The sequence below is a fragment of the Alienimonas chondri genome (assembly GCF_013036045.1).
In the GTDB taxonomy this organism is placed as follows: Bacteria; Planctomycetota; Planctomycetia; order Planctomycetales; family Planctomycetaceae; genus Alienimonas; species Alienimonas chondri.
The window spans coordinates 12502-36166 of sequence record NZ_WTPX01000023.1; the positions used below are offsets into that span (position 1 = coordinate 12502).

Below are 23665 nucleotides of genomic sequence, written 5' to 3' on the forward strand. Positions count from 1 at the left end.
CGCCGCCGGCGGGCGTTCGTTATAGTTCGCCGCGCCCGGACGGGATTCCCGTGGCTCCGTTCGTCTCCCGTGGGCTCCACAGGTCTTATGCAAAAACTGGTCGTCGAGGAACCGTACGAATTCATTCCCCCCAAGCGGGGGACATTCTGGGTGAAGGTCTTCGACCCGTTCCTACCGACGTTTCTGCGGCATTCGTACGGCATCGCGGACGTGCAGGTCACCGGCGGGGAGGCCTTGCAGGCCAGCGTGAAGCGGGGCGCCGGCGTGCTGCTCACGCCCAATCACGTGCGCCTATCGGACCCGATGACGTTGGGCGTGATGCAGACCCATCTCGGTCTGCCCACCTATAGCATGGCGAGCTGGCACCTCTTCAAACAGGACGGATTCGGCGGCAAGCTGAACGCCTGGATGATGCGGAACCTCGGCGCCTTCAGCGTGTTCCGCGAGGGCAACGACCGGACGGCGCTCAGTTGCGCGATGGATGCGTTGATCGACGGCGACCGGCCGCTTGTGCTCTTCCCGGAGGGCGTCGTCAGCGTCGCCAACGACCGCCCCAGCCCCTTATTGGACGGCACCGCGGTCATCGCCCGGTCCGCGGCGAAACGTCGGGCCAAGCAGGCGGAGAAGGACGGCCGGGCCGACTCCGACGCCGGCGTGGTCATTCACCCGATCGGCCTGCGATATGAATTTCTGGACGACCCGGAAGCCGCCGCGGAGCCGGTCGTGCGTCGGTTGGAGGAACGCTTCGGGAAATGGCCGGACCCGCGGGTTCCAATGATCGACCGGGTCCGTTCACTCCGCGACGCCCTGTTGGCGCTGCGTGAAGTGCAATTCGCCGGCGGCGCCTCCTCCGGCGATCGCACCCAGCGAGCGGCGACCTTGATTGAGACGATCCTCCGGCCGGTCGAGGAACGCGGGGGACTCAGCAGCGAGGGCACGACGATCACCCGTGTGAAAGCCATTCGAACCAAATTGCTGCCGTCGTTGATCGCGGACGATGTTTCCGAAGCCGAGAAGACCCGAATGCGGCGAGAGCTGTATGCGGCATTCTTTGCCCAACAGGTGCACTTTCTCTATCCGCCGAATTATCTCACCGACGACGCTCCGCCGGAGCGGATGCTCGAAACGCTGGAGCGAATTGACGAGGATCTCAACGACGCCTCCCAAATCCTCGGCCGCTGGCGGGTGCGGGTGAACGTCGGCGAGGCGATCCCCGTGGACGGCAATCGCCCGCGCGGCGGCCCGGATCCGTTATTGGGCGACGTCGAAGCGGCGATTTACAAGCTGATCGGCCTCAACCCGCCGAACGCGACGGACGTGGAATCCGGCGTGCCGGCAATCGCGGAGGCATAAGACTTCGTCGGCCGCTGCGAAGCATTGAAGTCCCGTGCCGGAGATCGACTGTAAGGGAGGCGCCTTCTTGGGGGGCAAGTCGCGCGACTGAGGAGTAAGTCACGCGGCGGACGGTCTCGGGATCAAAAGAAAAACCGCCCCCGGCCGCGATGGGCGGCCGGGGGCGGTTTGATGCGGGCCATGAACGCGCTAGCGCTCGGCCGTAGCGGACGTCTCGGGGTTACGGCTTGTAGACCCAGTTGCCGTCGCCGGACTTGGTGAACTCGTCCTTGTTGTACAGATTCTGATAGATGACGTTCTTGAAGTTCTTCGAGGACGTCTTGTAGCCGGTGTCCACGACGGCTTCGTGGATGTCGTCCAGCGACATGCCGCTGCTCTTGCCGGTCAGCACGTCGGCGAGGACGGCGGGCAGCGGTTTATCGTTCTTGGGCCGCTTGCGACCGGCGGACGGTTTGGCGGCGCTGGCGGCCTTCGGCTTATTCTTGGAGCCGGGCGGACGACCGCGGCGCTTCTTGGGGGCTTCGCTCTTCGCGTCGCCTTTGGTGCCGCCGGCGGCGATCTGCTCGTTCACTTCCTTGAGCTTGGACTCGAGCTCATCGCGCTCCTCGTACAGCCCGGACAGCGCCCCTTCGCGCTGCTCGAGTTCGCGTTTGAGTTCTTCGATGGAAAGTTCGGACAGTTTTGCCATGTGCGTCTGGAGCGGGCTGTATAGCCCGAATGCGTAGTGGGAAGGGAGAAAGGAAGCGTACCGGGCGACGCCGTAGTTCATTTGACGTCGAGGCCCGCGTCGAGGCGGCGGGCCGTCTTCATTTAGACTCGTCGTTAGAGTCGAGTTAATAGATATCCGTCGCTATTCTTCCCGTCAATGTCGCGGAGCCGGCCGCGCTCAAACTTTAGGAGAACCTTTCAATGAATCCGATCGGTCAGCGCGATCGTTATGAATTGGGAAGCGTTGCGGAGCCGTCACCGGCGAAGGTGCGGCCGGACGAGGTTGCTGCGAAACGAGGCTTCGAACGGTCCTGTGAGCTGCCGCGATTCTGATCGCGGGGCCGGCGTTGGCCGGCGGACGGGAACGTCGGGGAGGCGGGCGGGGTTGAGTCGTTCGCCGTCGCTGAACTATCACCGGCGGTCCGCCGGTCCGCCCGCCGGCGCTCGATGCGTTTCCGTCCCCGTCCGCTTCCTCCCGGCCCGCGAACTCGACCGCGATGCCGATTCGCCCGCCCCGACTGCGGCCTCTGCTGTTGGCCGTCGGGTTGCTGCCGATCGGATTTGCAGCCGTGGAGTTGGCCGTCCGGGCCGCCGACAGTTATTCCGACGGAGCGCTGTCGCGACCGCCCTGTCCCACGACAGACGCCGTCCCGTGCCCGCTGGCCCGGCATGCGTTGCCGTCCTTCGGTCAGGTCGCCGGGATCGACCCGGACACCGGCGCGCCGCACGTCCTCCTGTTAAATAGTCTGGGTCTGCGAGGCGGGGAGGCCGCGGTGCCCAAGCCGGAAGGCCTGCGACGGGTGTTGCTCCTGGGGGACGAAGCCGTCTTGGCGGCCGGTCTCCCGGATGAGGACACGTTTGCCGGACGACTGGCGCCGACGCTCTCCGCCGCGGCGGGGCGGGTCGAGCCGGGAACCTGGGCGGAGGTGGTCAACGCCGCCATCCCCGGCGACTGTCCCCTGCTGAGCGTGCTGCGACTTCGTCGCCTGAGCGCGTTGCAGCCGGACCTGATTCTCCTCTGCGTGCGGCCGTCCGATCTGGTGGAAGATGCGTTGTATCGACGCGATCTGCTCACGGATGCCGACGGCCGCCCCGTCGCTTGCCCGCATCCCGCGGTGGTGCGCGGCGAGACGGTCGAAGCCGGACCGCGCCCCGAATGGTGGCAGGAATCGCTGGCGGTGCGACTCGCCGGCCGCGCACTGGCCGGCCCGGAGCGGTGCCCGTTGAGCGGGGAGCGTCTTTCTCCGGCGGCGGACGTGACGGTCGGCGACCCCCGGGCGGCGCTCGCGGCGGAACAGGCGCTCGCGCCGCTCGCGGAATTGGTCCGAATCGCGGAGGGACTACACGTTCGGGCGGCCGTGATCGTGCTGCCCGATCGGGCGGCCGGAACGCATGCGGATCAGTCGTCGGCCGTGTCGCTGGTCCTCGCCGCCGCGGCCGATGCCGGGCTGCGGACCTGCAACGCCGCCGCAGCGCTGCACGCCCACGAAGAAGGCGCGGGAGACTCGTCGGAGGCCGGGCCGTCGCTGACGCCGACGGGGGAGCTGACCCGGGCCGGGCACGTCCGGCTCGCGGAGACGCTGGGCCGGTTTCTGCTGTCGGCGCCGTCGGAGTCGGGGGCGGCGGGCTAAACCCGGCGTCGCTCTTTACACTGGGTTTCCGCTCGTCCGCTCACTCATCAGGCTCTTTGACGTGACTGCTTACGCCGCGACCGTTCGCTACTTCAACGAAGCGGCGGACCTGATGGGCTTGTCGCAAAATATGCGAACGCTGCTGCTGACTCCGCAGCGAGAAGTGAAGTGCCAGGTCGCCGTTCAGAAGGACGACGGGCAGATCGCGACGTACATCGGCTATCGGATGCAGCACGACCGCGCCCGCGGTCCGATGAAGGGGGGGTTGCGGTTCGACGCGGCCGTCGACGCCGACGAGGTGCTGGCCCTCGCCACGTTGATGACGTGGAAGACCGCCGTCGTCAATATTCCCTACGGCGGCGCCAAGGGCGGCATCGCGGTGGACGTGAAGTCCCTGTCTCATTCGGAACTGGAACGCGTCACGCGTGGTTTCGTGGACGCGATCCATGACGTGATCGGCCCCGATAAAGATATCCCGGCCCCCGACATGGGCACGAACGCCCAGGTGATGGCGTGGATCATGAGTCAGTATCAAAAATACCACGGTTTCAACCCGGCTTGCGTGACCGGCAAACCCGTCGAATTACATGGCGCCGACGGACGTGAGGAAGCGACCGGCCGCGGCGTCGCCAAGGTCGCGCTGGCGTTGTTGAAGAAGGAGAACCGTCCGCCGGAAGAAACGACCGCGGCGATTCAGGGGTTCGGTAACGTCGGAACGTTCACCGCGGAATTCTTACACGAGGACGGCGTCAAGATCCGCGCCGTCTCCGACGCGTACGGAGCCGTCTGGAACGACGACGGCCTCGATATCCCCGCTTTGCTGGCCCACAGTCGCGAGACCGGCGGCGTAAAAGGGTTCGCCGGCGCAGACGCGTTGGACGGCGGCGCCGTGCTCACCAGCGACGTCGATCTGTTGATCCCCGCGGCGATCGGCGGCGTGCTGACCAAGGAGAACGCCGGCGACGTGCGGGCGAAGTACGTCGTCGAGGCCGCCAACAACCCCACCCGGCCGGAAGCGGACGAGATTTTTCATCGCAACGATGTGTTGGTCGTGCCCGACATTCTGGCAAACGCCGGCGGGGTGACCGTCAGTTACTTTGAATGGGTCCAGAACCGACAGCACTTCAAGTGGGACAAGTCGCGCGTGCGGAACGAACTGGACAAGATTATGTCCAACAGCTTCGAGGCGGTCTGGAACAAGGCGCAGGAGAAAAAGGTGCCGCTGCGGACCGCCGCGTATCTCGTCGGGATCGGCCGGGTCGGCCGGGCGACGGTGCTCGCCGGGATTTAGCGCCGCGACGGGAACCGCCGTCGACCGTCGGGACGCGCGGAGATTTCCGATGACGAGCGGTTCGGAAGGAACTATTGTTCAATCGCTCGTCCCCTCCCGACCCCGCCGCCGACATGCCCGCGACTTTGTCTTCGCACGCCCGCAAGACCGCTTCGTCGACGACGGCGGAGGCTCCAAATCGCGCGGGCCTTTCTGTCGCGGAACTTGTCGCCATGGATCAATCGACCGCCGACGCCCCGCCCGTCTCCCCCGCGGATCTGGAGGTCTGTCCGGCGTTCGCCAAGCTGACGAACTCTCAGCGGCGGGAGTTCCTCGACCTCGCCAGCCGGCATCGCTTCAGCGCCGGCGAGACGATCCTGCATGAGGGCCGCGAGACCCGCTGCCTGTGGTTCATCCTGTCCGGCTCCTGCGAGGTGGTGAAGGCTCGGCCGGACGGCGGCGACCGCGTGCTGGCCACGTTGGATGCCGGGGCGCTGTTCGGGGAGATGAGCTTCTTCAGCCCGGCTCCGCACTCCGCGGACGTCCGGGCGACCGGCGAATGCGTCGTGCTGCGAATGAGCGCGGAGAACTGGGAGGTGCTCGAGCAAATCGGTCTCCGTCCGGCGTTTCACATCGCCCGGCAGACCGCCGCGGTGATGAGCGATCGTCTCCGCTGCATGGATGAATGGATCACCCGCGTCCTCGCCGAGACCTCAGACCCGACCGATCGGGCCAAGCGGACGGACGAATGGAACGAGTTCCGCAGCAAGCTGTTCGGCGCCTGAGACCCCGCCGGCGGAACCGCGTTTTCGGCTCGTTTGGAGGGTGGGCTGACAGAACGGGGGAGGGACGCGAGGATGGGAGGGCCTTTCCTTGAGTCTGCCCCCATGTCTGATCACGCCGCCCTCGCCGCCGAACTCTCCCGCGATGCGAAGCGGGCCAGTCGCGAACTGGCCCTCGCCTCCACTGCCGTCAAAAACGCCTGGCTCCGTGGCTGTGCCGCGGCGGTGCGGGCGAACGCGGAACGTCTCGCCTCCGAAAACGAGCGCGATCTCGCCGCCGCCCCGGACTACGGTCTGAGCGAGGCACAGGTCGATCGCCTGCGTTTGACGCCTGATCGACTGGAGTCCGTCGCCGTCGGCCTGGAAGAAGTGGCCAGCCTGCCGGACCCGGTCGGCGAGGTCATCGACGGCTCCCGTCGCCCCAGCGGCATTGAACTGACCCGGGTCCGCGTGCCGCTGGGCGTCGTCTTCTTCATCTATGAGAGCCGCCCGAACGTCACGGCGGACGCCGCGGCGCTCTGCGTGAAAAGCGGGAACGCGGTCATCCTGCGGGGCGGCAAAGAAGCGTTTCACAGCAACACGGCGCTCCACGCCCTGCTGGCCGATCAGCTCGAAGAGCACGGCCTGCCGCGGGCCACGGTGCAGTTGGTGCCGACCACCGACCGGGCGATGGTCGGCGAATTCCTCAAGCGGCGCGGCGACATCGACGTCGCCATTCCCCGCGGCGGGAAGGGCTTGATCGAACGCGTGACCCGCGAAGCGGCCATGCCGGTCATCAAGCACTTCGACGGCATCTGTCACCTCTTCGCCGATGCCTCCGCCGACTTCGACATGGCCGCCGACTTGACCGTGAACGGCAAGGTCCAGCGGCCGGGCGTGTGCAACGCCCTCGAAACGTTGCTCGTGCACCGCGACGTCGCCGAGACCTTCCTGCCGAAGGTCGCCGCGGCGCTGACGGAGCAGGGCGTCGAATTGCGCGGCTGCGAGCGCACCTGTGCGATTCTGTCCGACGCCAAGCCGGCGACCGCCGAAGATTGGGACACGGAATATCTCGCGTTGATCCTCAGCGTGAAGGTCGTGGACGATCTGGACGCCGCGGTCGACCACGTCGCCGCTCACGGCAGCGGGCACACGGAGGTGATCGTGACGAAAGATCTCGCCGCCGCCCGCCGGTGGGAGGCGGCCGTGGATGCCGCGGCGGTGATGGTGAACTGCTCCAGCCGCTTCCACGACGGCAGCGAGTTCGGGCTGGGCGCCGAGATCGGCATTTCGACCGACAAGCTGCACGCCCGCGGCCCCTGCGGCCTGCAGGAACTCACCAGCTACAAGTATATCGTCCGCGGCGAAGGGCAGGTTCGCGGCTAGGGGAGCCGTTCGTCGAGCGGCGGGCGTCCGCCCGCTGAATGATCCGCATGCCGGATGAGAAATGCGGCGGGAAGGGGGCGACGCGGTTGCCCTCTCTCGGCATTCCTCATCCGGCATTCGTCATTCTGCCGAGGTAGCCTACAACCGCCGGGCACCCTCAAGCCGCCCCCATGCCCGACGTTCTCACAGAGTCCGAAGTCGAGTCGTTGCTCGCGGCGCTGGAGCCGGACGGCCCCGTCGCGCCGGCGCCGGCGGGCCGTGCATCGATGGATGCCGACGGCGTCGCCCTGTACGACTTCAAACGCCCGGAACGCGTTTCCAAGGAGCAGATTCGGGCGCTGCGCGGCCTGCACGAAGGCTTCAGTCGGGAGTTCGGCGCCGGGCTGTCGAACCTCATGCGGACGATCGTGGAGGTGAAGCTCGTCGCGGTCGATCAACTGACCTACGGCGAGTTCGTCTTCAGCTTGGAGAATCCGACCTGCTTCAATCTGCTGCGGGCAGAGGGGCTGGACGGGCACATGGTGCTGGAACTGAGTCCGGCGGTCGTCTTTCCGCTGGTCGATCGACTGCTGGGCGGGGGCCGCAGCACCGCCGCCGGCGATCCTCCGCCGGATCGACCGCTGACGGAGATCGAAAGCCGGCTGGTCGGGCGGATGACGACGTTGGCGATCTCTTCGCTCAGCCGAACCTGGGAATCGCTGATCGAGTTGCAGCTCTCGCTGGTGCAAACGGAGAGCAACCCGCAGTTGGTGCAGGTCGTACCGCCGAACGAAGTCGTCGTGCTGGTCGCCTTCGAACTGACGCTGGGCGAAGCGCGGGGGATGATGAATCTGTGTATTCCGTTCAACACGCTCGAACCCGTCGCCGGCCAGTTCAGCGGAGACGCCTGGAGCACCTACGGCAAACGCAGCTCCGACCCGCGTGAGAAAGTCGTGTTGGATCGCGGCGTCAGTCGGGCCCGGGTGCCGTTGGACGTCACGCTGGCCGTGACCACGCTGACGGCCCGCGATCTGGCAGAGTTGGCGCCGGGAGACGTGATCCTGACGGAGTGCGACAGCCGCGAAGGGCTGGAGTTGCGAGTCGGCGAGAAGCCGGCCTTCCGCTGTCGTCCCGGCTCGCTGCGGGGCCACAAAGCGGTGCGGGTGACGGGGCCGGTGTTGAAGCCCGTCGACCCCCGCCTCACCCCGTCCGCCGCCGAGGAGGAGCGGGCGAAGCCACCCGCCCAGCCGGCGTCGGACCCATCAACAGCGGCCAGTTCTTGACGGAGCGGCGCCGGACGGCTAGATGTTCGCATAGATGTCCGGGCCGCCTCTCGCCGTTACAATAGGCGTGCGTCCCCGTGTCGCCTCATTCCCGACCCCTCGTCCGACCGCAAGGCACCTCCCATTCGTCGTCCCCCCCGCGAAGACCGCACCGCTACCGATAAAGACGCCCAGCGGATCAACGAACAGATCCGTCTCACCCCCGTCCGCGTCGTCGATCAGGACGGCGAGATGCTCGGGGTGATCCCGACCGAGGAGGCGATGGAGACCGCCCGCAACGCCGGGATGGATCTCGTCGAAGTGGCCCCTAACGAGCGGCCCCCGGTCTGCCGGATCATGGACTACGGCAAGTTTAAGTATCAGCAGAAGAAGCGGTCCCAGAAGGGCAAGGGCGGCCATCACGGCCAGATCAAGGAGGTTCGCCTCCGGCCCAAGACGGGCGATCACGACATCGAATTTAAGATGAAGAAGGCCCGGGAGTTCCTGGGCCACCGCGACAAGGTGAAGGTGAACATCCTGTTCCGCGGTCGCGAGAACGCTCACCACGAGCGGGGCCGCGAGATCCTGTTCAAGGTGATCGAAGACATGGATGACATCGCCAAGGTCGAGAAGCCGCCGGGCATGGAAGGCGGTCGGATTATGTCGACCGTCCTCGCCCCCAAGTAGATCGCAGCTGCGAGAGTCGCGATGGACCGGCGCCCTTTGGCGTACGGTCGGCGGGGAAGCGCTTCGCTTCCCTCGATCGTGAATCTCGTTCTGTTCGTGGGCTGGACCGCCCGGCGCTTGATCGCTACCGTTCCCGACCCTCCTTTTCCGCAAGAGTTCCTCTAGACCGCCGCCCCCGCCATGCCCAAGCAAAAGACCCACAAGGGCATGAAGAAGCGGTTCAAGATCACCGCATCCGGCAAGGCCACGCACCGTAGCTCGAACCGCGGGCACAAGCTGTCCGGCAAGTCGGCGTCCCGCAAACGGGATCTGCGGACGGAAGGCATCATCTGCGGCACCGAGGCCAAGAAGATCGCCAAGGCGATCGCTCCCGGTAAGTAGTCTTCGTTTTGTTAGCCGCTCTCTTCAAGAGAGCGGCTAGCCCTTTCTCCAACCCCCCGCTGGGGCTTCGGGCGTAAGTCGGCTTCGTGCCGCCCCGGGTTCCGCACAACGGCACAAGTTCAATGCGCGTTCGTATCGGGTCCGCCCGGAACAAGAAGAAGAACCGTCTGTTCCGCGAGGCGCGGGGCTTCCGCGGCGGTCGCAGCAAGCTGCTGCGGACGATGAAGGAGTCGGTCATCCGCGCCCGGGCCTACGCCTACCGCGACCGGAAGACCAAGAAGCGAGTCTTCCGCCGGCTGTGGATCACCCGTCTGTCCGCCGCCTGCCGCGTCCGTGGACTGCGGTACAGCGAGTTCATCTTCGGCCTGAAGCACGCCGGGATCGAACTGGACCGCAAGTCGCTCTCCGAGCTGGCGATCCACGAGCCCGCCGTGTTCGATGAAGTGTTCGAGCAGGCCAAGAACGCGATCCCGTCCGCGGCCTGATCGCGAAGCATCACGGACCAGAAACTCAAGAACCAAGTCGGGTCGCGGAGCTTGATGCTGTCGACGGCCCGCTTTGGTTCTTGATCTTTTGGTAGTTGGAGCTTCCCCATGTCCGACCCCACTGCCGCGTTCGCCGATTACGAACGCGAAGCGACCGCCGCTCTCGCCGCCGCGGCGACTCCGGACGATCTCGAAGCCGCTCGCATCGAGTTCCTCGGTAAAAAGCAGGGGCGACTGCGCGACCTCCAGAAGTCCCTCGGGTCGGTCCCGAAGGAGGACAAGCCGGCGGTCGGCAAGGCGTTCAATGAGGTGAAGACGCGGGTGCAGGCCGCGCTCGATGCGCGGCAGGCGGAGCTGGAATCCGCGAGGGCCGGGGCCGCCGTGGACGCGCTGGACGTGACGCTCCCCGGGCGCGCTCCGCACCGGATTGGGGCGGTGCACCCTTTGACCCGCACGATCGCGGAGTTCAAGGGCATTCTCGGCCGGCTCGGCTTCACGGCCGTCGACGGGCCCGAGGTAGAGGACGAGCGGCACAACTTCAACGCGCTCAATATCCCGGACGATCACCCCGCCCGCGATCCGCTCGAGAATTTCTACCTTTCCGCCGCGAGCGTGGGGAAGGGCGAAGGGCCGCTGCTGCTGCGATCGCAGACCAGCACGGTGCAAATCCGCGTGATGGAGCAGACCCCGCCGCCGGTGCGGGTCATCTCCATCGGCCGCGTCTATCGGCCGGACACAATCGACGCCACGCACCATTGTCAGTTCCATCAAATGGAGGGGCTGATGGTGGGCGAGGGCGTGACGATGGCTCACCTCAAAACGGTCCTCACCCTGTTCTGCCGGGCGTATCTGGGCGAGGGGACGAAGGTGCGGTTCCGGCCGAGCTTCTTCCCCTTCACCGAACCCAGCGTCGAGGCCGACGCGTTGTGGCACGGGGCCGGCACCGGCGACGGCGGGGCGGAGGGCCGCTGGTTGGAACTCGGCGGCGCCGGGATGGTCGATCCGAACGTCCTCGAAGCCGTCGGCTACGACCCGGAGAAGGTCAGCGGATTCGCCTTCGGTTTCGGGATGGAACGCTTCTGCATGATGCGGCACGGCATCAGCGACATCCGCCTGCTCACCGAGAACGACGTCCGATTCCTGCGGCAGTTCGGCTAACTGGCGGCACGCTCCGAGACCGTCAGTTCGCCCTCGCAGAACTTGCATTGGACGCGCTGCCCGACGTACTTGATCCCCACGCGGATCTCCTTCTGACAGTGCGGGCAATCCGCAAGATAGGCGACGCGATGTTCTGAGGTGCCGGCCGTCATCGGCTCGCCGCATTTCTTGCAGGCGACGGGCACCCCGACGTACTTGGCGGCGACCCGCAACTCCTCTCCGCAGCCCGGGCAGCGCGATCGTTCGCCTTTGGGCCGCACGATCGTCGGTCCGTCCACCTCAGCCAGGGGGGTGAACTCCGGCGGGTTGAACTCATGCTCGGACAACTCCGGGGCCAGCAACGTCCGACAACTCGGACACCGCAACACCCGCGGGGGCACCTCCTCCTGACAACCGGGGCAAGGCCCCCCCGTCCATGCCGGCATCGGTCAGAATCCCATCAGGGGGTGCGGTAAACCGCGTTCAGTGTACTGCTCATCGCGGTTCACATCAGAGGGCGGCGGTCGGTTCCAGCGGGAGGCAGATCAACCGATCTTCCAGCCGGAAGAACGCTCGGCCGCCGGCGACGGCGGGTGTCGCCTGGGTGTCCGCCCCCAGCGGGGACGTGCCCCGCAGACGGTATTTCCGAGCGGCGTCCAGCGCCGTCACGACGCCGTCCATGGTCACGCAGACTACGGCGTCGCCGACGACGATCGGGGAGCCGCTGTAATTGCCGCCGACCCGCTCCGTCCACAGGGCCTCGCCGTTCTCGGCGTCGAGCACCGTGACCACGCCGCGATCGCCCCAGAGGAACAGCAGCCCGTTCGCGGCCGCGGGCGTCGGGACGTACGGCAGAGACCGCGTGTGCTCGACTTCGACGGCGCCGGTCTCGAGATTCGCCCCCACCAACAACTTGCCGGCGCCGCCGGCGCCGCACAGGGCCCACGCTTTCCCGCCGGCGATCACCGGGGAGGCGACCACCCGGGCCGGCATTTCGCCCGTTCGCCACAGTTCCGCGCCCGTCGCGGCGTCCAACGCCATGATGCCCGCGGAGCCGCTCGCGGTCACCAACGTCAGCGGCTTGCCGGGGCGACGCAGGACCGTCGGCGTGGCGTAGGCGACCTTCTCGCTCGCGCGTTCCGTGGTCCAAACGGTCTCGCCGGTCGTCGCATCGAGGGCCAGCACGCCGCCCGCTCCGTCCTGATCGTTCGTCAGCACCAGCAGTTCACGGGCGCTCTCGGCCTCCGGCAGGTCGTCTTCGGGGAGGTCGACCCGGATCGGACTGGTCCCATGCCCGTGCTGACCGACGAAGGGGCCGAGGTCCCGGCGCCACAATTCTTCACCGCTGTGCGTATAGGCGTTCAGGACCATGCGTTCGCCGTCGGAGAACAGCGTGAATACGCGCGTGGCGTCCACGGTGGGGGTGGCGGACGCCGGATCGTTGCGGGCGTGCAGACCGGGCGTGGCGGGGGGACCGTCGGGGTTCACCTGAACGTCCTTCATCCACGCCAAATCGCCGGTCGCGGCGTCGATTCGGTACAGCAATCGACGGGGACCGTCCGCGGAGGTGACGAACACCGCATCGCCCCAGACCGCCGGGCTGGAAGAACCCGTTCCCAGCAGGGGAGCGCTCCAGGAGAGCGCCTTGGCGTCGAACGTATCCGGAAAGGCGCCCTCCGCGACGGCTGTGCCGTCCGGCCCGCGGAACCGGGGCCACTGATCGGAGGCGTTCGCATCGGCGGTCGCGGCGCCGGCGGGCGCCAGGCAGGCGAGTGCCGCGAGGAGCAGGGGGGCGGCGGGCACGGGGCGTTCCGGTGTGGGAGTTCGAGGGGCGAGACGACGCACCTTCTTCCCCCGCTCGCCCGTTCGCAACTGGCGACGTGCCGGGGTCGTCCGGGACGAGCCGGACGTCGTCGCGGTAGACTCGTTTCCGATGAGCGCCGCCCCCCGCACGCAGCCCGCCTATCTCGCCACCCGCGGCGGGTCCGGCTGGCGAGATCTGTACCGCCTGGACCCGGCGGTCTCCACGACGATCGGTCGGGCGATGGACTGCCGCGTCACGCTCTCCGACGAACGGGCCAGTCGCAGCCACGCGGAGTTATTCGTGCCGACCTCCGGCGAACATGCCGGCGAGTGGCACGTCCGCGATCTGAACAGCCGCAACGGCACGACGTTGAACGGCGACCCCGTGCCGCCGGAGACTCCCCAAGCGTTGGCCGAGGGCGACGAGCTGTCAGTCGGCGAGAGCCGGCTGATCTTTACGCACGATCCCGCCGCCCCGTTGCCGGACGGCGACGACGGATTGGAGGGCGAAACCCGCGGCGGAGTCCTCCCGAAGGAAGGGGGAGCTGGGACGCCCGAGGAGCCGAAGATCCTCGATCGGCGCCGCGATACCCGTCTGTCGGGCCGTTCGCCGGACGGCCCCGCCGCCGGAGATCGCCGGGCCGCCACGCTGTACCGGTTGGCTTTGGCGCTCGGTTCGGCCGCCGATGCGACCGCCGCCGGCGAGGCGGCGCTGGACGTGCTGCTCGATCGCACCCCCGCCGACATCGCCGCCGTCCTCTTGCTCGCCGGCGATCAAGCCAGCGGCGAGTCGACCAGCAAGGCCGCAGACGAAGATCCGGACGCCCACCGTCGCGCCGCCCGCACCGTGCGGCATCTGAGCCTCGTCGCCCACCGGGCTCGCACCGACGGGCCGTACCGCCTCGTCAGCGAGAGCCTCTCCCGGGCCGTGCTGGCCGGCGGCGAGGCCGTCTTGGCCGAGGATGTGGACGACGACGATCGTCTGGCGGGCCGCGACAGTCTCGGGCAATTGCGTGCCGAGAGTTTGATCTGCGCCCCGCTTCGTCCCTTGGCGGAGCGGCCGGGCGGGGAGGGGATCGAAGAGGGGGCCGAGCGCATCATCGGACTGGTGCACCTGTACTCGCTGGATCCGGGAAACCCGCTGGATTCCAGCGACCTGGACTTCACCCTCGCCGTGGCGGATCAGCTCGCCCTGGCGCTGGCCAACCTGCGGGATCGGGACGACCTCGCCCATGACCGGGAGGAACTGGCCAAGCAGACCGAATCGCTGGCGGCCGGGTTGTCGAAGGCGGAGCAGGTCAACGCGACGTTGCGTCGTTCGCTGTTCGACGGCGATGCGCTGGGCGGGGAGATGATCGGCGAGAGCGGTCCGACGATCGCCCTTCGCGAGGAACTCCGGCGGATCGCCCCGACCGATGCGACCGTGCTGGTTCGCGGGGAGAGCGGCGTGGGGAAGGAGCTGGTCGCTCGGGCGTTGCATCGACACGGCTCGCGCTCCGCGGGGCCGTTGGTCACGATGAACTGTGCAGCGCTGAGCGAATCGTTGCTCGAAAGCGAATTATTCGGCCACGAGAAGGGCGCCTTCACCGGAGCGACGGCCAAGACCGTGGGGAAGTTCGAGGCGGCCGACGGCGGAACGCTGTTTCTGGACGAGGTCGGCGAGATGAGCCCCGCGATTCAGGCCAAGTTCCTGCGTGTGCTGGAGGGTCACGCATTCGAGCGGGTCGGCGGTCGCGAACAGATCCGCTGCGACGTCCGAGTCGTCGCCGCGACGAATCGCGATCTGGAAGCCGCGGTGGAGAAGGGCGCCTTCCGTCGAGACCTCTACTACCGACTGCACGTCGTCGTTCTGACGGTCGAGCCGCTGCGGAATCGGCCGGAGGACGTGCCGGTCCTCGCGGAACATTTCCTCCGAGTCAGCGCCGCCCGGGCCGGCCGCGAGATCGAGGGATTTACCCCGGCCGCCGAGCAGTTGCTTATGGAGTATCGCTGGCCCGGGAACGTGCGGGAGTTGAAGAACGCCGTGGAGCGGGCCGTCGTCCTGTGCCGCGGCAGTCATGTCGAACCGGCGGACCTGCGCCTCACCGCGTTCGCTCCGCCTGTGGGGCAATCGGAGCTCGACGGCACGTCGACCGGGGCGGACGACCCTTCGCGGGTGGGGGGGCGTTATCGGTCCATCTCGTTGGAGGTCCTGGAGCGGGAGCACATCCTGGCGACGCTCAGTCACACGGGTTGGAACAAATCGAAAGCGGCGTCGATCCTCGGAATCGAACGCAGCACTCTGGACCGCAAACTGAAGAAATACGGCGTGGAACGGCCCGGCGCGGACGTTTGACTCGGCCGGAGGCTCCGTCAACCCGGCGTCGATGAGCTGCCCGCTGGAGGCCTGACCTCATTCATCCGTCCAAAGCGGGACGTTGCGTTCAAGTCGCCACTCAATTTTGGTCGATCGGGGCGTTGCCTGCCCGCGACCGGGGGTGTTGCCGATCCGGTTCCGATTGCGGGCTGAAGAGGGGTGGAATGACTCGGATCGACTAAGATTTTGTTGACAGGACGCGGCGCGGGCGGAGAATCAGCTCTCCCGGCCCCCTGAATTGCCTCGGGATATTCCCTTCCGTTATGGAAAGGCCCGGCAACTCGGCCGGCGGTGTCTGTCGACCGGTCTGCACGATGCGGCCGCCCGGACTCCTTCCGCCATCCCGCCGCCCGACGGTTCGATCGCCCGCAGAGTGGGGATCGCTTCGTCCGTCCCGCCCCGTCATCCATGACGGTCGGGATCGCCCGCTTTCGCGGCGGGGTTCACACGACACTTTCAAACCTTCCTTAACTCGACACCGGGGTTCCGCCCCCGGTTCGCCGTGACGACCGCCGACGTCCTCCGCTTCGTGCCTCTTGTATGAAGCCGCGGCTCGGCCTGAATTCAAAGAAACCGCCCATGTCGCTGCAGTTTTCCGCTCCCACCTTCGCTGATGACGGTTTGGCCGTCGACGATATGCCCATGGAGGGCTTTCAGGAAATGGGGGGCGTCGGCGACGGCTTCACGGACGAGGCGGATTTCCTGGCGATGGGCATCGACCCGTCCCGCCCCACCGAAGCCAAACCCGGTAGCGAAGACAAAGTGCTGGTATTGGCGGCCCGCTATGCGGCCGGTTTGCCGCTGTGGCACAACGACGATTGTTGCGATCACGCCCCGGACCGGTTCGCCGGCATCCTCGCCGGCTTCGGCGTCGGCAACTGAGCGGCGATCGACCGCCTGATTCTCAACGACCCGGACGCTCTCAGCGTCCGGGTCGTTGCTTGCGCGGTCGTCAGTCCGCGGCGTGCGGGACCGCATGATCTCGAACCCACACGGTCAGTTCCTCCCGTGGAAGCGTCCCCGCGGCGAGGGCGAGAATCGTCGCTTCGGCATCGTCGATTTCAGCACGCAACTCGAAGCCGTTGAGCTTCAGAAACAACGCGGCGGCGCCGTGCCCGGTGCGCTTGTTGCCGTCGACGAAGGGATGCCCGCGGACGATCGTGTAGCAAATGCACGCCGCCTTCTCTTCCAGCGACGGATACAGATCCTTTCCGCCGAAGGCCGCGAACGGCTGGGACAACGCGGAATGCACCGTCCCCGGATCTCTCAGTCCGGTCGATCCGCCCGATGTCGCCAGAATCGCCTCGTGAAGCTCAAGCAGGTCGTCGAGGGTCAGTCGCTCCATCAGGACAGCCTTCGATACAACTCAGCGTTGTCGGTCACGATCTCCTGAATGGCTGTCGAGACCCGGCGACTGCGTTCCGCGGCGGCTTCGACGGCCCCACGAACGATCTCCTCCTCGCCGACCGTTCGTCTCGCGGCTTCCGCCTTCACCCATTCGGTGAGTGCGGCAGGAAGCTCAACGGTCAGCGTGGCGGGGGCGTTCATGGTCGACCAGACAACATGCGGGAAGGAGCGGTTCAGTTTACCGGCCCGTGCCGCTCGAGGGCCGCGGCGTCACTTCGCCAGTTTGAACAGCTTGGAGTCCGTTCGCAGATAGATCGCCCCGCCGCTAACCGCGGGGGAGGCGAGGGTGCGGCCGGGCAGTTCGTTCACCGCCAACTCGCGGTACTCGCGGCCGGGGGCGGAAACGGTGCACTTGCCGTCCTCGTCCAGCCAGTAAATCCGGCCGTCGGCGTAGGTCGGGGAGGCGGAGAAGTTCCCGCCCAATCGTTCGTTCCAGACGACTTCGCCGCTGTCGGCCTCGACGCAGGAGGCGACGCCGTTGTCGCTGACGAAGTACAGCAGCCCGTCGATGAGCAGCAGGCTCGGGGTGGTCGGGCCGCCGCGGGAGAGGTCCCACACAATCGCGTCCCCCGCAGCGTCGACCGGGCCGTCCGCGCGGGGCGGCCCCGCGGCGGCGGCTTGCTGGAGGTCGATCGCCATCACCGTCGGTCGCATGAAGCCGGTGGAGAGAAAGAGATTGCCGTCGCCCACGACCGGGCGGGGCGTCACGCTAAAGCCTTCGTACGGCACAGCCCACAGAGCATCGCCCGTCGCGGCGTCGTAAGCGACGACCTGATTCGTCGCCTGACTGAGGATCTGCGTCGGGGCGGGACCGGGTCCGTCTGCGTCGAACAGCAGCGGCGTGGCGAAGGAGAAGGTCTTCGACGCGCCGACGTCCGGCCGATCCTTCTTCCAGCGGGTCTCGCCGGTCCTTGCGTCGAGAGCGATGACGAAGGGATCTTCGCCCCCGTCGCAGGGGAAGAACAGAATCGGGCCGCCCGGGAGATCGTGCACGAGCACGGGCGACGGCCCGCCGCCGTGAACGGGCGGGTAATCGATGTCGTCCCGCGTCCAGACGACCGACCCGTCGTCGGCCTTCAGTCGGGCCGTGGCGCCGGGGCCGAAGTGAACGAATAACGCTCCGTCTTCCGCAGATCCGTCGCTGAGCCGGGCGAAGATCGGCGTCGGCGAGGCCCGGCTGTTCTTCTTATGCATCCGCTCCTCGGTCGATTTCTCGAACAGATCGTTCTCCCAGATCACCGATCCGTCCGCGGTTGACAGGCACAAAGCCGAGAGCGTGACCTCGCCGCCCTGCGGTTCGGACGCCGCGGTGAGATAAACACGGTCGCCGACGACCACCGGCGAGGACCACCCCGGCGGGGTGTCGACCGCCCAGGCGACGTTCTTCGTCTCGCTCCACTCGACCGGCAGACCGGTTTCGTCAACGGGTGCGTGACCCTGAGCGTCCGGCCCGCGGAACTGCGGCCAGTCGGCGGCGGACGCGGTCGTCGCGAGGAGGGCGGCGAGGGCCGCAGAGTGCAAAGCGAAGCGGATCACGGCGGGTCTTCGTGGAGGCGGGGCCGTGATCGTACCCCGCGCCCTCCGCTGTCGCCCCTGTTCAGCACTCAGGTTCAGCGCTCAGGCCGGGGCTTCGACCTTCACGACGGTCAGGGTGACGGTTCCCGCCGGCTTCTCAACCTTGGTTTTCTGGCCCACTTTTTTCCCGATCAAGGCTTCGCCGACGGGGCTGGCCGTGAGGATCTTCATCGGTTCGGCCATGTAGTCATCCTCGCCGGGACCGACCAATTCGTAGCGGCTCTCCTCGCCGTCGCCGTCCTTCACGGTGACGATGCAGCCGAACGCGACTTTGTCGGTCGGCAGGTCGCTGACGTCGGTGATCTGGGAGTTCGCCAGCTTCGTTTTGATCTGGGCGGCCTTGGCGTTGAGCATCGCCTGGGTCTCCCGCTGGCTGTGATACTCCGTGTTCTCGGACAGGTCGCCCTCCTCGCGGGCCGTCTTGATCGCCTCGCGGCAGCGGGGAAGCAGAACGGTCTCGATCTCGTGAACCTCCGCCTTTAGCTTGTCGTACCCTTCGCGGGTGATCGGTTGGCGGTCCATGGATAATACCCAGCAGGGAAAGCGAGAATCTGAACCGCCGACGGCGCTGACGCGACGTCGCAAGCGAGACGGCGCAAACGACCGGGGGACGCCACGGTGGGCGTCCCCCGGTCGGTACGGCGGTCGGCGGGAAGACCGCATCATAGACGAGCGACCTTCGCCCGTCAGGTGTCCTATTCAGTTCCGTCGCTCAACCGACGGTTTCCCAACTGCGATCCGCGGCGCTTTTGAGGACCGCGTCGCAGACCTTCTGCGTGTCGAGCGCGTCGGCGAACGTCGGGCCTTTGAAGTCCCCGCCGTCGAGACTCGTCACGAAGTCCGCGACCTGGTGCACGAAGCTCGTTTCGTAGCCGACGGACAACCCGGGCACCCACCAGTGATCCATGTAGGGGTGTTCGCCGCCGTTGTCGGTGACATGCACGCTCTTCCAACCGCGGATGGCGCTTTCGTCGCGGTAGTCGAACACTTCCAGCCGGGTCAGATCGTGCAGATCCCAGCGGAGCGACATGTGCTCTCCGTTGATCTCCAGCGTGTAGAGCGCCTTGTGGCCGCGGGCGTAGCGGGTGCTTTCGAACAGCCCGAGCGAGCCGTTCTCGAAGTGGCAGAGGAAGGCGCAGGCGTCGTCGATCGTGACCTTCTGCTTCTCGCCGGTGCCCTGATGGACCCGCTCCTTGATGAAGGTCTCGGTCATGGCGGAGACGTCGGAGACGCCGCCGTTGAGCCAGAGGGCGGTGTCGATGCAGTGGGCGAGCAGGTCGCCGGTCACGCCGCTGCCGGCCGCGGCGGCGTCGAGCCGCCACAACGCTTCGCCGCCCTGCGGCAGCTCTTCGTTGATCGTCCAGTCCTGCAGGAAGTTCGCCCGGTAATGGAAGATCCGGCCAAGCAAGCCTTCGTCGATCAGCTGCTTCGCCAGCGAGACAGCGGGGATGCGGCGATAGTTGTACCAGACCGTGTTGGCGACGCCGGCTTTCTCGACGGCGTCCACCATCTCCCGCCCTTGGGCGGAGTCCATCGCGAGCGGCTTCTCGCACAGGATCGCCTTGCCGGCCTCCGCGGCGGCGATCGCGATCTCGTGGTGCAGGTTATTCGGCGTGGCGATGTCGACGGCGTCGATGTCGTCCCGCTTCAGCAGTTCCCGCCAGTCGGTCTCGACGGACTCGTAGCCCCAGGTGTCCGCAAACGCCTGGGCCCGATCTTTGTTGCGGGCGCAAACCGCTTTCAGCGTCGGCTTCCGCGGCAGGTCGAAGAAGTTGCCGGCTTGGACATAGGCGTTCGAATGGGCGCGGCCCATGAAGCCGTATCCGATCAGGCCGATGTTGAGGGGGGGAGCGTCGGCGGGCATGATTCGAGCGGTATTGCGGTAATGAGGTACTAACCCGAAGCGTCAGCGAGGGCTGCGGGTGGATGAGCGATCGTCCCTCGCTGACGCGTCGGGTTGGGAAAGCGACGGCGACGACCCGTCCCGCCGGTCAGCCCCAGCCGTGGGCGTCGCGGACGGAGATCATCGCCTTGAGGATGGAGTTCCAGGTCTCCTCCTTGGCCATCACGTCGTTGGGGAACATGCAGCCGTCCCAGCAGATGTGCTTGATGCCGCGATCGTCGGCGCCGTCCAGCCACGCGCCGGCTCGCTTGGCGATATCCAGCTTGCCGTTCGGGTCGTCCGGCAGGCAGTGACGGCCGGTCTTGTCGTGCGAGCCGGTGCCGTGGACGGTGGCGTCGTTCTGGGCGACGTGGAAGTCGATCGTCCAGGGCCGCAGCGCGTCCGTCATCTCCGCGTACGCGGCGTCGAGGGTCGCGGTGTCGGACCAGTCGAAGTCCCGCGGGAGCAGGGCATCTTCCGGTGCGTTGTAACCCATCAGGTACAGTAACGTGTGGGCCATGTCCGCTTGGAAGCCGACCACGCCGGGGCGATCGACGGCTTCGAGCAGCTTCAAGACTTCGCGCCAGCTATGCATGCCGGCCCAACAGATTTCGCCCTCGACGGCGAGCCGTTCGCCGTGATCCTCGGCGATCTTGGCGGCTTCGCGGAAGGTCTCCGCGATGGCCTGGGTGCCGGCTTCCGGATGGTCGGCCCAATCGGCGGGCGGAGTCGCGGAGTCGATCCGCACCACGCCGTAGCGCCGAATGCCGATCTCCCGCAGCTCCTTCGCGATGTGGCAGGCTTTGCGAATCTGGGTGAGGAACTTCGTGCGGCCCTCGCCCGGATCCATCGCGCTGCCGCCGCCGGTCGGCTCCCACACCGGGGCCACGACGCTGCCGACGACGAGATTCCGATAGCCGACCATTTCGGCCAGCTTTTCCAACGCATCGCGGTCGGCGTCGATCGACACGTGCGGATCGAACAGGAACAGGTCGATCCCGTCGAACTTCTGCCCGTCCACCTCGGCCTTCGCCGTGTGATCAAGCATCGTCTCCAGATCGATCGGCGGGTTGTCCGTGTCCGGCTCCTTCCCGACGAGACCGGGCCAGGCGGCGTTGTGAAGCTTGGGGAAGGAGGGCATGAGCGGTTGCGGAAATGTCGAATGAGGAATATCGAAGCGCCGGCGGGGCCGTACCCCGCCGACGCCGTCGCGGATTGCGGGACTCAGGCCGTGTGAGCCCCGACGTCCGGGGCGTTCACCTGGGCTTCCGGGCCGAAGTAGCGGAGGCCGACGAGCGGCTCGGTGCCGGTGTTGATCACTTCGACGCCCTTGCCGGCGGTCGGAGCGGTGACGAAGACCTCGTCCATCGTCATGTCGCCGAACTTAATCATCGCGGGGGTTTGCAGTTCCACGCCGCCGATGCTGCCGCAGCCCTGCACGGTGATCCAGCCGTAGGCGCCGCCGTCGGTGATGGTGCAGCGGGCGCCCGGTTCGACCGTCAGTTCCTTCGCCGTGAACAGCTGGGCGCCTTCGATACGGCCGTAGACGACCCAGCGGTCGGCGTAGCCTTCGCCCTCGTCGGCGACGATCGGCTCCAGGTAGTTGTTTGCCTTGAAGTTCGGGTCGACGTTCTTGTCCCAATCGAGCGCGTCGACGAGGTACGCGTTGTCGTCGTGGTGTTCTTCGGGGAAGTCTTTCGTCAGCAGGCTGCGCGGGACGCTGCGGCCTTCCACGAGGCTCTGGTACATGCCGAAGACGTCGCTGCCCCACTGGGGTTCGTAGGTCACCAGCGAGCCCGGGGCGTGCAGCACGCAGGGCGGGATCAGCCAGCCGGTGCCCGGCTTCAGCCGATAGGCCTTGGACAGATCAAGGATGCCGTTGTCGCCCTCGTTCCAGCGATCGAGGCAGTCGATTACGTCCTGCCTCGAAGTGCCGGGTTCTAATCCCATGAACGTGTAGGGAAAATTGTTCCCGATGGCGTTCATCTGCGGGGGGAAGTAGTAGCTCTCCGGCTTGCCTTCCAGACCGAGCAGTTCCGCCTGCTCCTGGCTCTGGTGCATGTGATGGGGGATCGGCCCCATGTTGTCGAAGAACTTGCTGTAGACCGGCCAGCGGTCGTACTTGTTCCAGATGCTTTCGCCGATCGCATCGGCCTTCAGCTCCGCGATCACGTCCCGCAACGTGAGGCGATCGCCGTCGTGCACGACGTAGGAGAGACCCTCGTCCGGCGGGGCGCCTTCGTTGGCCGCCGGCGTGGTGCTGGCGAACCAGCGTTCGTCGATTCCGCCGCGCTCTTTGCCCAGCGCGTAGTAATCCTGGGGACGCAGCTTCAGACGACGCCCCGGCTGCAGGAACGACCGCGGCACCCAGGTGGGCGACAGTCGAAGAATGCCGTTCCCGGCTTTGAGGGCGGCGGCGGCGAAGGACGAAGCGTCAGGCATTGGTGGGGAAAGATCGGCGTGGCAACGGATCGGCCCCGGATGATGCCCTTTCCGCGGTCCATGTGAAACCGACCGCGGACCAATCTCGGGAGGTTCCCCGAAGCCGCGGCGTTACACTTCCGGCCATGTCCGACGCCAGAACCACCGTCGCCGTTCACGGCGCGACCGGGTACGCCGCCCGCGAACTGCTCACCATCCTCGCTCGCCACCCGGGGGCGGAGGTGACTGCGCTCACCACCCGCCGAGACGACGCTCCCCACGTCGCCGACGTGCACCCGTCGCTCCGCGGGCGGCTTGATCTTCACTGCGAGAACCTATCCCCGCAGCAACTCGCCGAGCGGGCCGAGATCGTCTTCCTGTGCACGCCCCACGGCGCCAGCATGGCCGTCGTGCCGGCGCTGTTGGACGCCGGGGCGAAAGTGGTCGACCTCTCCGCCGACTACCGCCTGAACGATCCCGCGGTCTACGCGGAGTGGTACAAGCTCGACCACGTCGACGCCGCCCGCCTGCCGGAGACGGTCTACGGCTTGCCGGAATTGCTTCGGACGCAGATCCCCGGCGCCCGGCTCGTCGCTAACCCCGGGTGCTACACCAGCACCACGATCCTCGCTCTCGCCCCGTTGCTGGCCGGCGGCTACATCGAGCCGACCGGGATCATCGTGGACGCCAAGAGCGGCACGAGCGGCGCCGGTCGGAACCCGAAGCTCGGCACGTTGTTCTGCGAGGTCAACGAGAACCTCGCCGCCTACGCCGTCGGCGACCATCGCCATCAGCCGGAGATCGAGCAGGTGCTCTCCGATGTGGCCCAGAAGCCGGTCGACGTGTTGTTCACCCCGCACCTCGTGCCGATGGATCGGGGGATTCTCGCCACGATCTATGCGACGCCCGCCGAGCCTTTGACCGCCGAGGCGGCCCGGGAGGCGCTGTCGATGTTCTACGCGAACAGCCCGTTCGTCCGCGTGTTGGACGGTCTGCCGGGGACGAAAGCGACCGTCGGCACGAACTTCTGCGACCTGACGGTCCGCGTCGCGAAGGGGAAGGTGGTCGTCCTCGCCGCGTTGGACAATCTGGTCAAAGGCGCCGCGGGCGTCGCCGTGCAGAACTTCAATCTGATCACCGGCCGCCCGGAGATCACCGGCTTCCCGGAAGTGGGCGGGTAA

The 23665-nt window shown here is 67.0% G+C and carries 23 protein-coding genes; 13 read left to right on the forward strand and 10 right to left on the reverse strand.

The genetic code is table 11. From position 1 onward, the window contains the following. Nucleotides 1-87 precede the first annotated feature (87 nt). Nucleotides 88-1353, forward strand: a complete 1266-nt coding sequence (locus LzC2_RS05460) for a 1-acyl-sn-glycerol-3-phosphate acyltransferase (protein ID WP_171184586.1) — start codon at nt 88-90, stop codon at nt 1351-1353. Nucleotides 1354-1573: 220 nt separating this feature from the next. Here LzC2_RS05460 and LzC2_RS05465 read toward each other — a convergent pair whose 3' ends face one another. Continuing rightward, nucleotides 1574-2041 carry a hypothetical protein gene (locus LzC2_RS05465; RefSeq protein WP_171184588.1) on the reverse strand — a complete coding sequence of 156 codons (468 nt, stop codon included), beginning with the start codon at nt 2039-2041 and terminating at the stop codon, nt 1574-1576. Nucleotides 2042-2558: 517 nt separating this feature from the next. Between LzC2_RS05465 and LzC2_RS05470 the strand changes: the two genes are divergently transcribed. The 9 genes from LzC2_RS05470 to pheS all read left to right on the forward strand — a co-directional run bounded on the left by LzC2_RS05470 (nt 2559) and on the right by pheS (nt 11061). Further along, nucleotides 2559-3692: a hypothetical protein gene (locus tag LzC2_RS05470; protein ID WP_171184590.1), complete on the forward strand. Its 1134-nt coding sequence runs from the start codon at nt 2559-2561 to the stop codon at nt 3690-3692. 61 nt (nt 3693-3753) lie between these two features. After that, nucleotides 3754-4983, forward strand: a complete 1230-nt coding sequence (locus tag LzC2_RS05475; RefSeq protein WP_171184592.1) for a Glu/Leu/Phe/Val family dehydrogenase — start codon at nt 3754-3756, stop codon at nt 4981-4983. 212 nt (nt 4984-5195) lie between these two features. After that, nucleotides 5196-5747: a Crp/Fnr family transcriptional regulator gene (locus LzC2_RS05480; protein ID WP_171184594.1), complete on the forward strand. Its 552-nt coding sequence runs from the start codon at nt 5196-5198 to the stop codon at nt 5745-5747. A gap of 102 nt (nt 5748-5849) precedes the next feature. Further along, the gene (locus LzC2_RS05485) at nt 5850-7109 is read left to right on the forward strand and encodes a glutamate-5-semialdehyde dehydrogenase (protein ID WP_171184596.1); all 1260 of its coding nucleotides are present in this window, start codon (nt 5850-5852) and stop codon (nt 7107-7109) included. Between the two features lie 170 nt (nt 7110-7279). Further along, the gene (gene fliM, locus LzC2_RS05490; RefSeq protein ID WP_171184598.1) at nt 7280-8371 is read left to right on the forward strand and encodes a flagellar motor switch protein FliM; all 1092 of its coding nucleotides are present in this window, start codon (nt 7280-7282) and stop codon (nt 8369-8371) included. A gap of 123 nt (nt 8372-8494) precedes the next feature. Next, nucleotides 8495-9037 (forward strand): translation initiation factor IF-3, encoded by a 543-nt coding sequence (infC, locus tag LzC2_RS05495; protein ID WP_171184645.1) that lies wholly within the window; start codon nt 8495-8497, stop codon nt 9035-9037. A gap of 180 nt (nt 9038-9217) precedes the next feature. Further along, nucleotides 9218-9418: a 50S ribosomal protein L35 gene (rpmI, locus tag LzC2_RS05500; protein ID WP_171184600.1), complete on the forward strand. Its 201-nt coding sequence runs from the start codon at nt 9218-9220 to the stop codon at nt 9416-9418. A 122-nt stretch (nt 9419-9540) separates the two neighbouring features. Beyond that, a complete protein-coding gene (rplT, locus tag LzC2_RS05505; protein ID WP_171184602.1) occupies nt 9541-9903 on the forward strand; it encodes a 50S ribosomal protein L20 in 363 nt (120 codons plus the stop codon). A gap of 108 nt (nt 9904-10011) precedes the next feature. Next, nucleotides 10012-11061, forward strand: a complete 1050-nt coding sequence (pheS, locus tag LzC2_RS05510; RefSeq protein WP_171184604.1) for a phenylalanine--tRNA ligase subunit alpha — start codon at nt 10012-10014, stop codon at nt 11059-11061. On the opposite strand, the gene LzC2_RS05515 is transcribed toward pheS, so the two are convergent. Both LzC2_RS05515 and LzC2_RS05520 read right to left on the reverse strand, forming a co-directional pair. Then, nucleotides 11058-11402: a hypothetical protein gene (locus LzC2_RS05515; protein ID WP_246254777.1), complete on the reverse strand. Its 345-nt coding sequence runs from the start codon at nt 11400-11402 to the stop codon at nt 11058-11060. The genes pheS and LzC2_RS05515 overlap by 4 nt on opposite strands. A 148-nt stretch (nt 11403-11550) precedes the next feature. After that, nucleotides 11551-12843, reverse strand: coding sequence for an outer membrane protein assembly factor BamB family protein (locus LzC2_RS05520; protein WP_171184609.1), 1293 nt, complete (start codon nt 12841-12843; stop codon nt 11551-11553). A 130-nt stretch (nt 12844-12973) separates the two neighbouring features. Between LzC2_RS05520 and LzC2_RS05525 the strand changes: the two genes are divergently transcribed. After that, nucleotides 12974-15178, forward strand: a complete 2205-nt coding sequence (locus tag LzC2_RS05525; protein WP_171184611.1) for a sigma 54-interacting transcriptional regulator — start codon at nt 12974-12976, stop codon at nt 15176-15178. A gap of 600 nt (nt 15179-15778) precedes the next feature. After that, a complete protein-coding gene (locus LzC2_RS22115) occupies nt 15779-16081 on the forward strand; it encodes a hypothetical protein (RefSeq protein WP_246254779.1) in 303 nt (100 codons plus the stop codon). Between the two features lie 70 nt (nt 16082-16151). On the opposite strand, the gene LzC2_RS05535 is transcribed toward LzC2_RS22115, so the two are convergent. The 7 genes from LzC2_RS05535 to LzC2_RS05565 all read right to left on the reverse strand — a co-directional run bounded on the left by LzC2_RS05535 (nt 16152) and on the right by LzC2_RS05565 (nt 22505). Next, nucleotides 16152-16544, reverse strand: a complete 393-nt coding sequence (locus tag LzC2_RS05535) for a type II toxin-antitoxin system death-on-curing family toxin (protein WP_206678575.1) — start codon at nt 16542-16544, stop codon at nt 16152-16154. Beyond that, a complete protein-coding gene (locus LzC2_RS05540; RefSeq protein ID WP_171184613.1) occupies nt 16544-16747 on the reverse strand; it encodes a hypothetical protein in 204 nt (67 codons plus the stop codon). The genes LzC2_RS05535 and LzC2_RS05540 overlap by 1 nt, the downstream gene beginning before the upstream one ends. 69 nt (nt 16748-16816) lie before the next feature. Beyond that, nucleotides 16817-18142, reverse strand: a complete 1326-nt coding sequence (locus tag LzC2_RS05545; protein ID WP_171184615.1) for an outer membrane protein assembly factor BamB family protein — start codon at nt 18140-18142, stop codon at nt 16817-16819. Between the two features lie 81 nt (nt 18143-18223). Then, a complete protein-coding gene (locus tag LzC2_RS05550; RefSeq protein WP_171184617.1) occupies nt 18224-18703 on the reverse strand; it encodes a GreA/GreB family elongation factor in 480 nt (159 codons plus the stop codon). A 190-nt stretch (nt 18704-18893) separates the two neighbouring features. After that, nucleotides 18894-20045 (reverse strand): Gfo/Idh/MocA family protein, encoded by a 1152-nt coding sequence (locus LzC2_RS05555; RefSeq protein WP_171184619.1) that lies wholly within the window; start codon nt 20043-20045, stop codon nt 18894-18896. 127 nt (nt 20046-20172) lie between these two features. After that, nucleotides 20173-21204: a sugar phosphate isomerase/epimerase family protein gene (locus LzC2_RS05560; RefSeq protein WP_171184621.1), complete on the reverse strand. Its 1032-nt coding sequence runs from the start codon at nt 21202-21204 to the stop codon at nt 20173-20175. An 83-nt stretch (nt 21205-21287) separates the two neighbouring features. After that, entirely contained in the window at nt 21288-22505 is a 1218-nt protein-coding gene (locus LzC2_RS05565) for a cupin domain-containing protein (protein ID WP_171184623.1), read from the reverse strand. A 125-nt stretch (nt 22506-22630) separates the two neighbouring features. On the opposite strand from LzC2_RS05565, the gene argC reads away from it, so the two are divergent. Then, on the forward strand, nt 22631-23665 hold the full coding sequence (gene argC / locus LzC2_RS05570; protein WP_171184625.1) for an N-acetyl-gamma-glutamyl-phosphate reductase: 1035 nt from the start codon (nt 22631-22633) through the stop codon (nt 23663-23665).

Excerpts from the sequence above, each read along its gene's own strand:
- LzC2_RS05460 (WP_171184586.1), top strand. The coding sequence starts at position 88 with ATGCAAAAACTGGTCGTCGAGGAACCGTACGAATTCATTCCCCCCAAG.
- LzC2_RS05465 (WP_171184588.1), bottom strand. The coding sequence starts at position 2,041 with ATGGCAAAACTGTCCGAACTTTCCATCGAAGAACTCAAACGCGAACTC.
- LzC2_RS05470 (WP_171184590.1), top strand. The coding sequence starts at position 2,559 with ATGCCGATTCGCCCGCCCCGACTGCGGCCTCTGCTGTTGGCCGTCGGG.
- LzC2_RS05480 (WP_171184594.1), top strand. The coding sequence starts at position 5,196 with ATGGATCAATCGACCGCCGACGCCCCGCCCGTCTCCCCCGCGGATCTG.
- LzC2_RS05485 (WP_171184596.1), top strand. The coding sequence starts at position 5,850 with ATGTCTGATCACGCCGCCCTCGCCGCCGAACTCTCCCGCGATGCGAAG.
- fliM (WP_171184598.1), top strand. The coding sequence starts at position 7,280 with ATGCCCGACGTTCTCACAGAGTCCGAAGTCGAGTCGTTGCTCGCGGCG.
- rpmI (WP_171184600.1), top strand. The coding sequence starts at position 9,218 with ATGCCCAAGCAAAAGACCCACAAGGGCATGAAGAAGCGGTTCAAGATC.
- rplT (WP_171184602.1), top strand. The coding sequence starts at position 9,541 with ATGCGCGTTCGTATCGGGTCCGCCCGGAACAAGAAGAAGAACCGTCTG.
- pheS (WP_171184604.1), top strand. The coding sequence starts at position 10,012 with ATGTCCGACCCCACTGCCGCGTTCGCCGATTACGAACGCGAAGCGACC.
- LzC2_RS05525 (WP_171184611.1), top strand. The coding sequence starts at position 12,974 with ATGAGCGCCGCCCCCCGCACGCAGCCCGCCTATCTCGCCACCCGCGGC.
- LzC2_RS22115 (WP_246254779.1), top strand. The coding sequence starts at position 15,779 with ATGTCGCTGCAGTTTTCCGCTCCCACCTTCGCTGATGACGGTTTGGCC.
- LzC2_RS05535 (WP_206678575.1), bottom strand. The coding sequence starts at position 16,544 with ATGGAGCGACTGACCCTCGACGACCTGCTTGAGCTTCACGAGGCGATT.
- LzC2_RS05540 (WP_171184613.1), bottom strand. The coding sequence starts at position 16,747 with ATGAACGCCCCCGCCACGCTGACCGTTGAGCTTCCTGCCGCACTCACC.
- LzC2_RS05550 (WP_171184617.1), bottom strand. The coding sequence starts at position 18,703 with ATGGACCGCCAACCGATCACCCGCGAAGGGTACGACAAGCTAAAGGCG.
- LzC2_RS05555 (WP_171184619.1), bottom strand. The coding sequence starts at position 20,045 with ATGCCCGCCGACGCTCCCCCCCTCAACATCGGCCTGATCGGATACGGC.
- LzC2_RS05560 (WP_171184621.1), bottom strand. The coding sequence starts at position 21,204 with ATGCCCTCCTTCCCCAAGCTTCACAACGCCGCCTGGCCCGGTCTCGTC.
- LzC2_RS05565 (WP_171184623.1), bottom strand. The coding sequence starts at position 22,505 with ATGCCTGACGCTTCGTCCTTCGCCGCCGCCGCCCTCAAAGCCGGGAAC.
- argC (WP_171184625.1), top strand. The coding sequence starts at position 22,631 with ATGTCCGACGCCAGAACCACCGTCGCCGTTCACGGCGCGACCGGGTAC.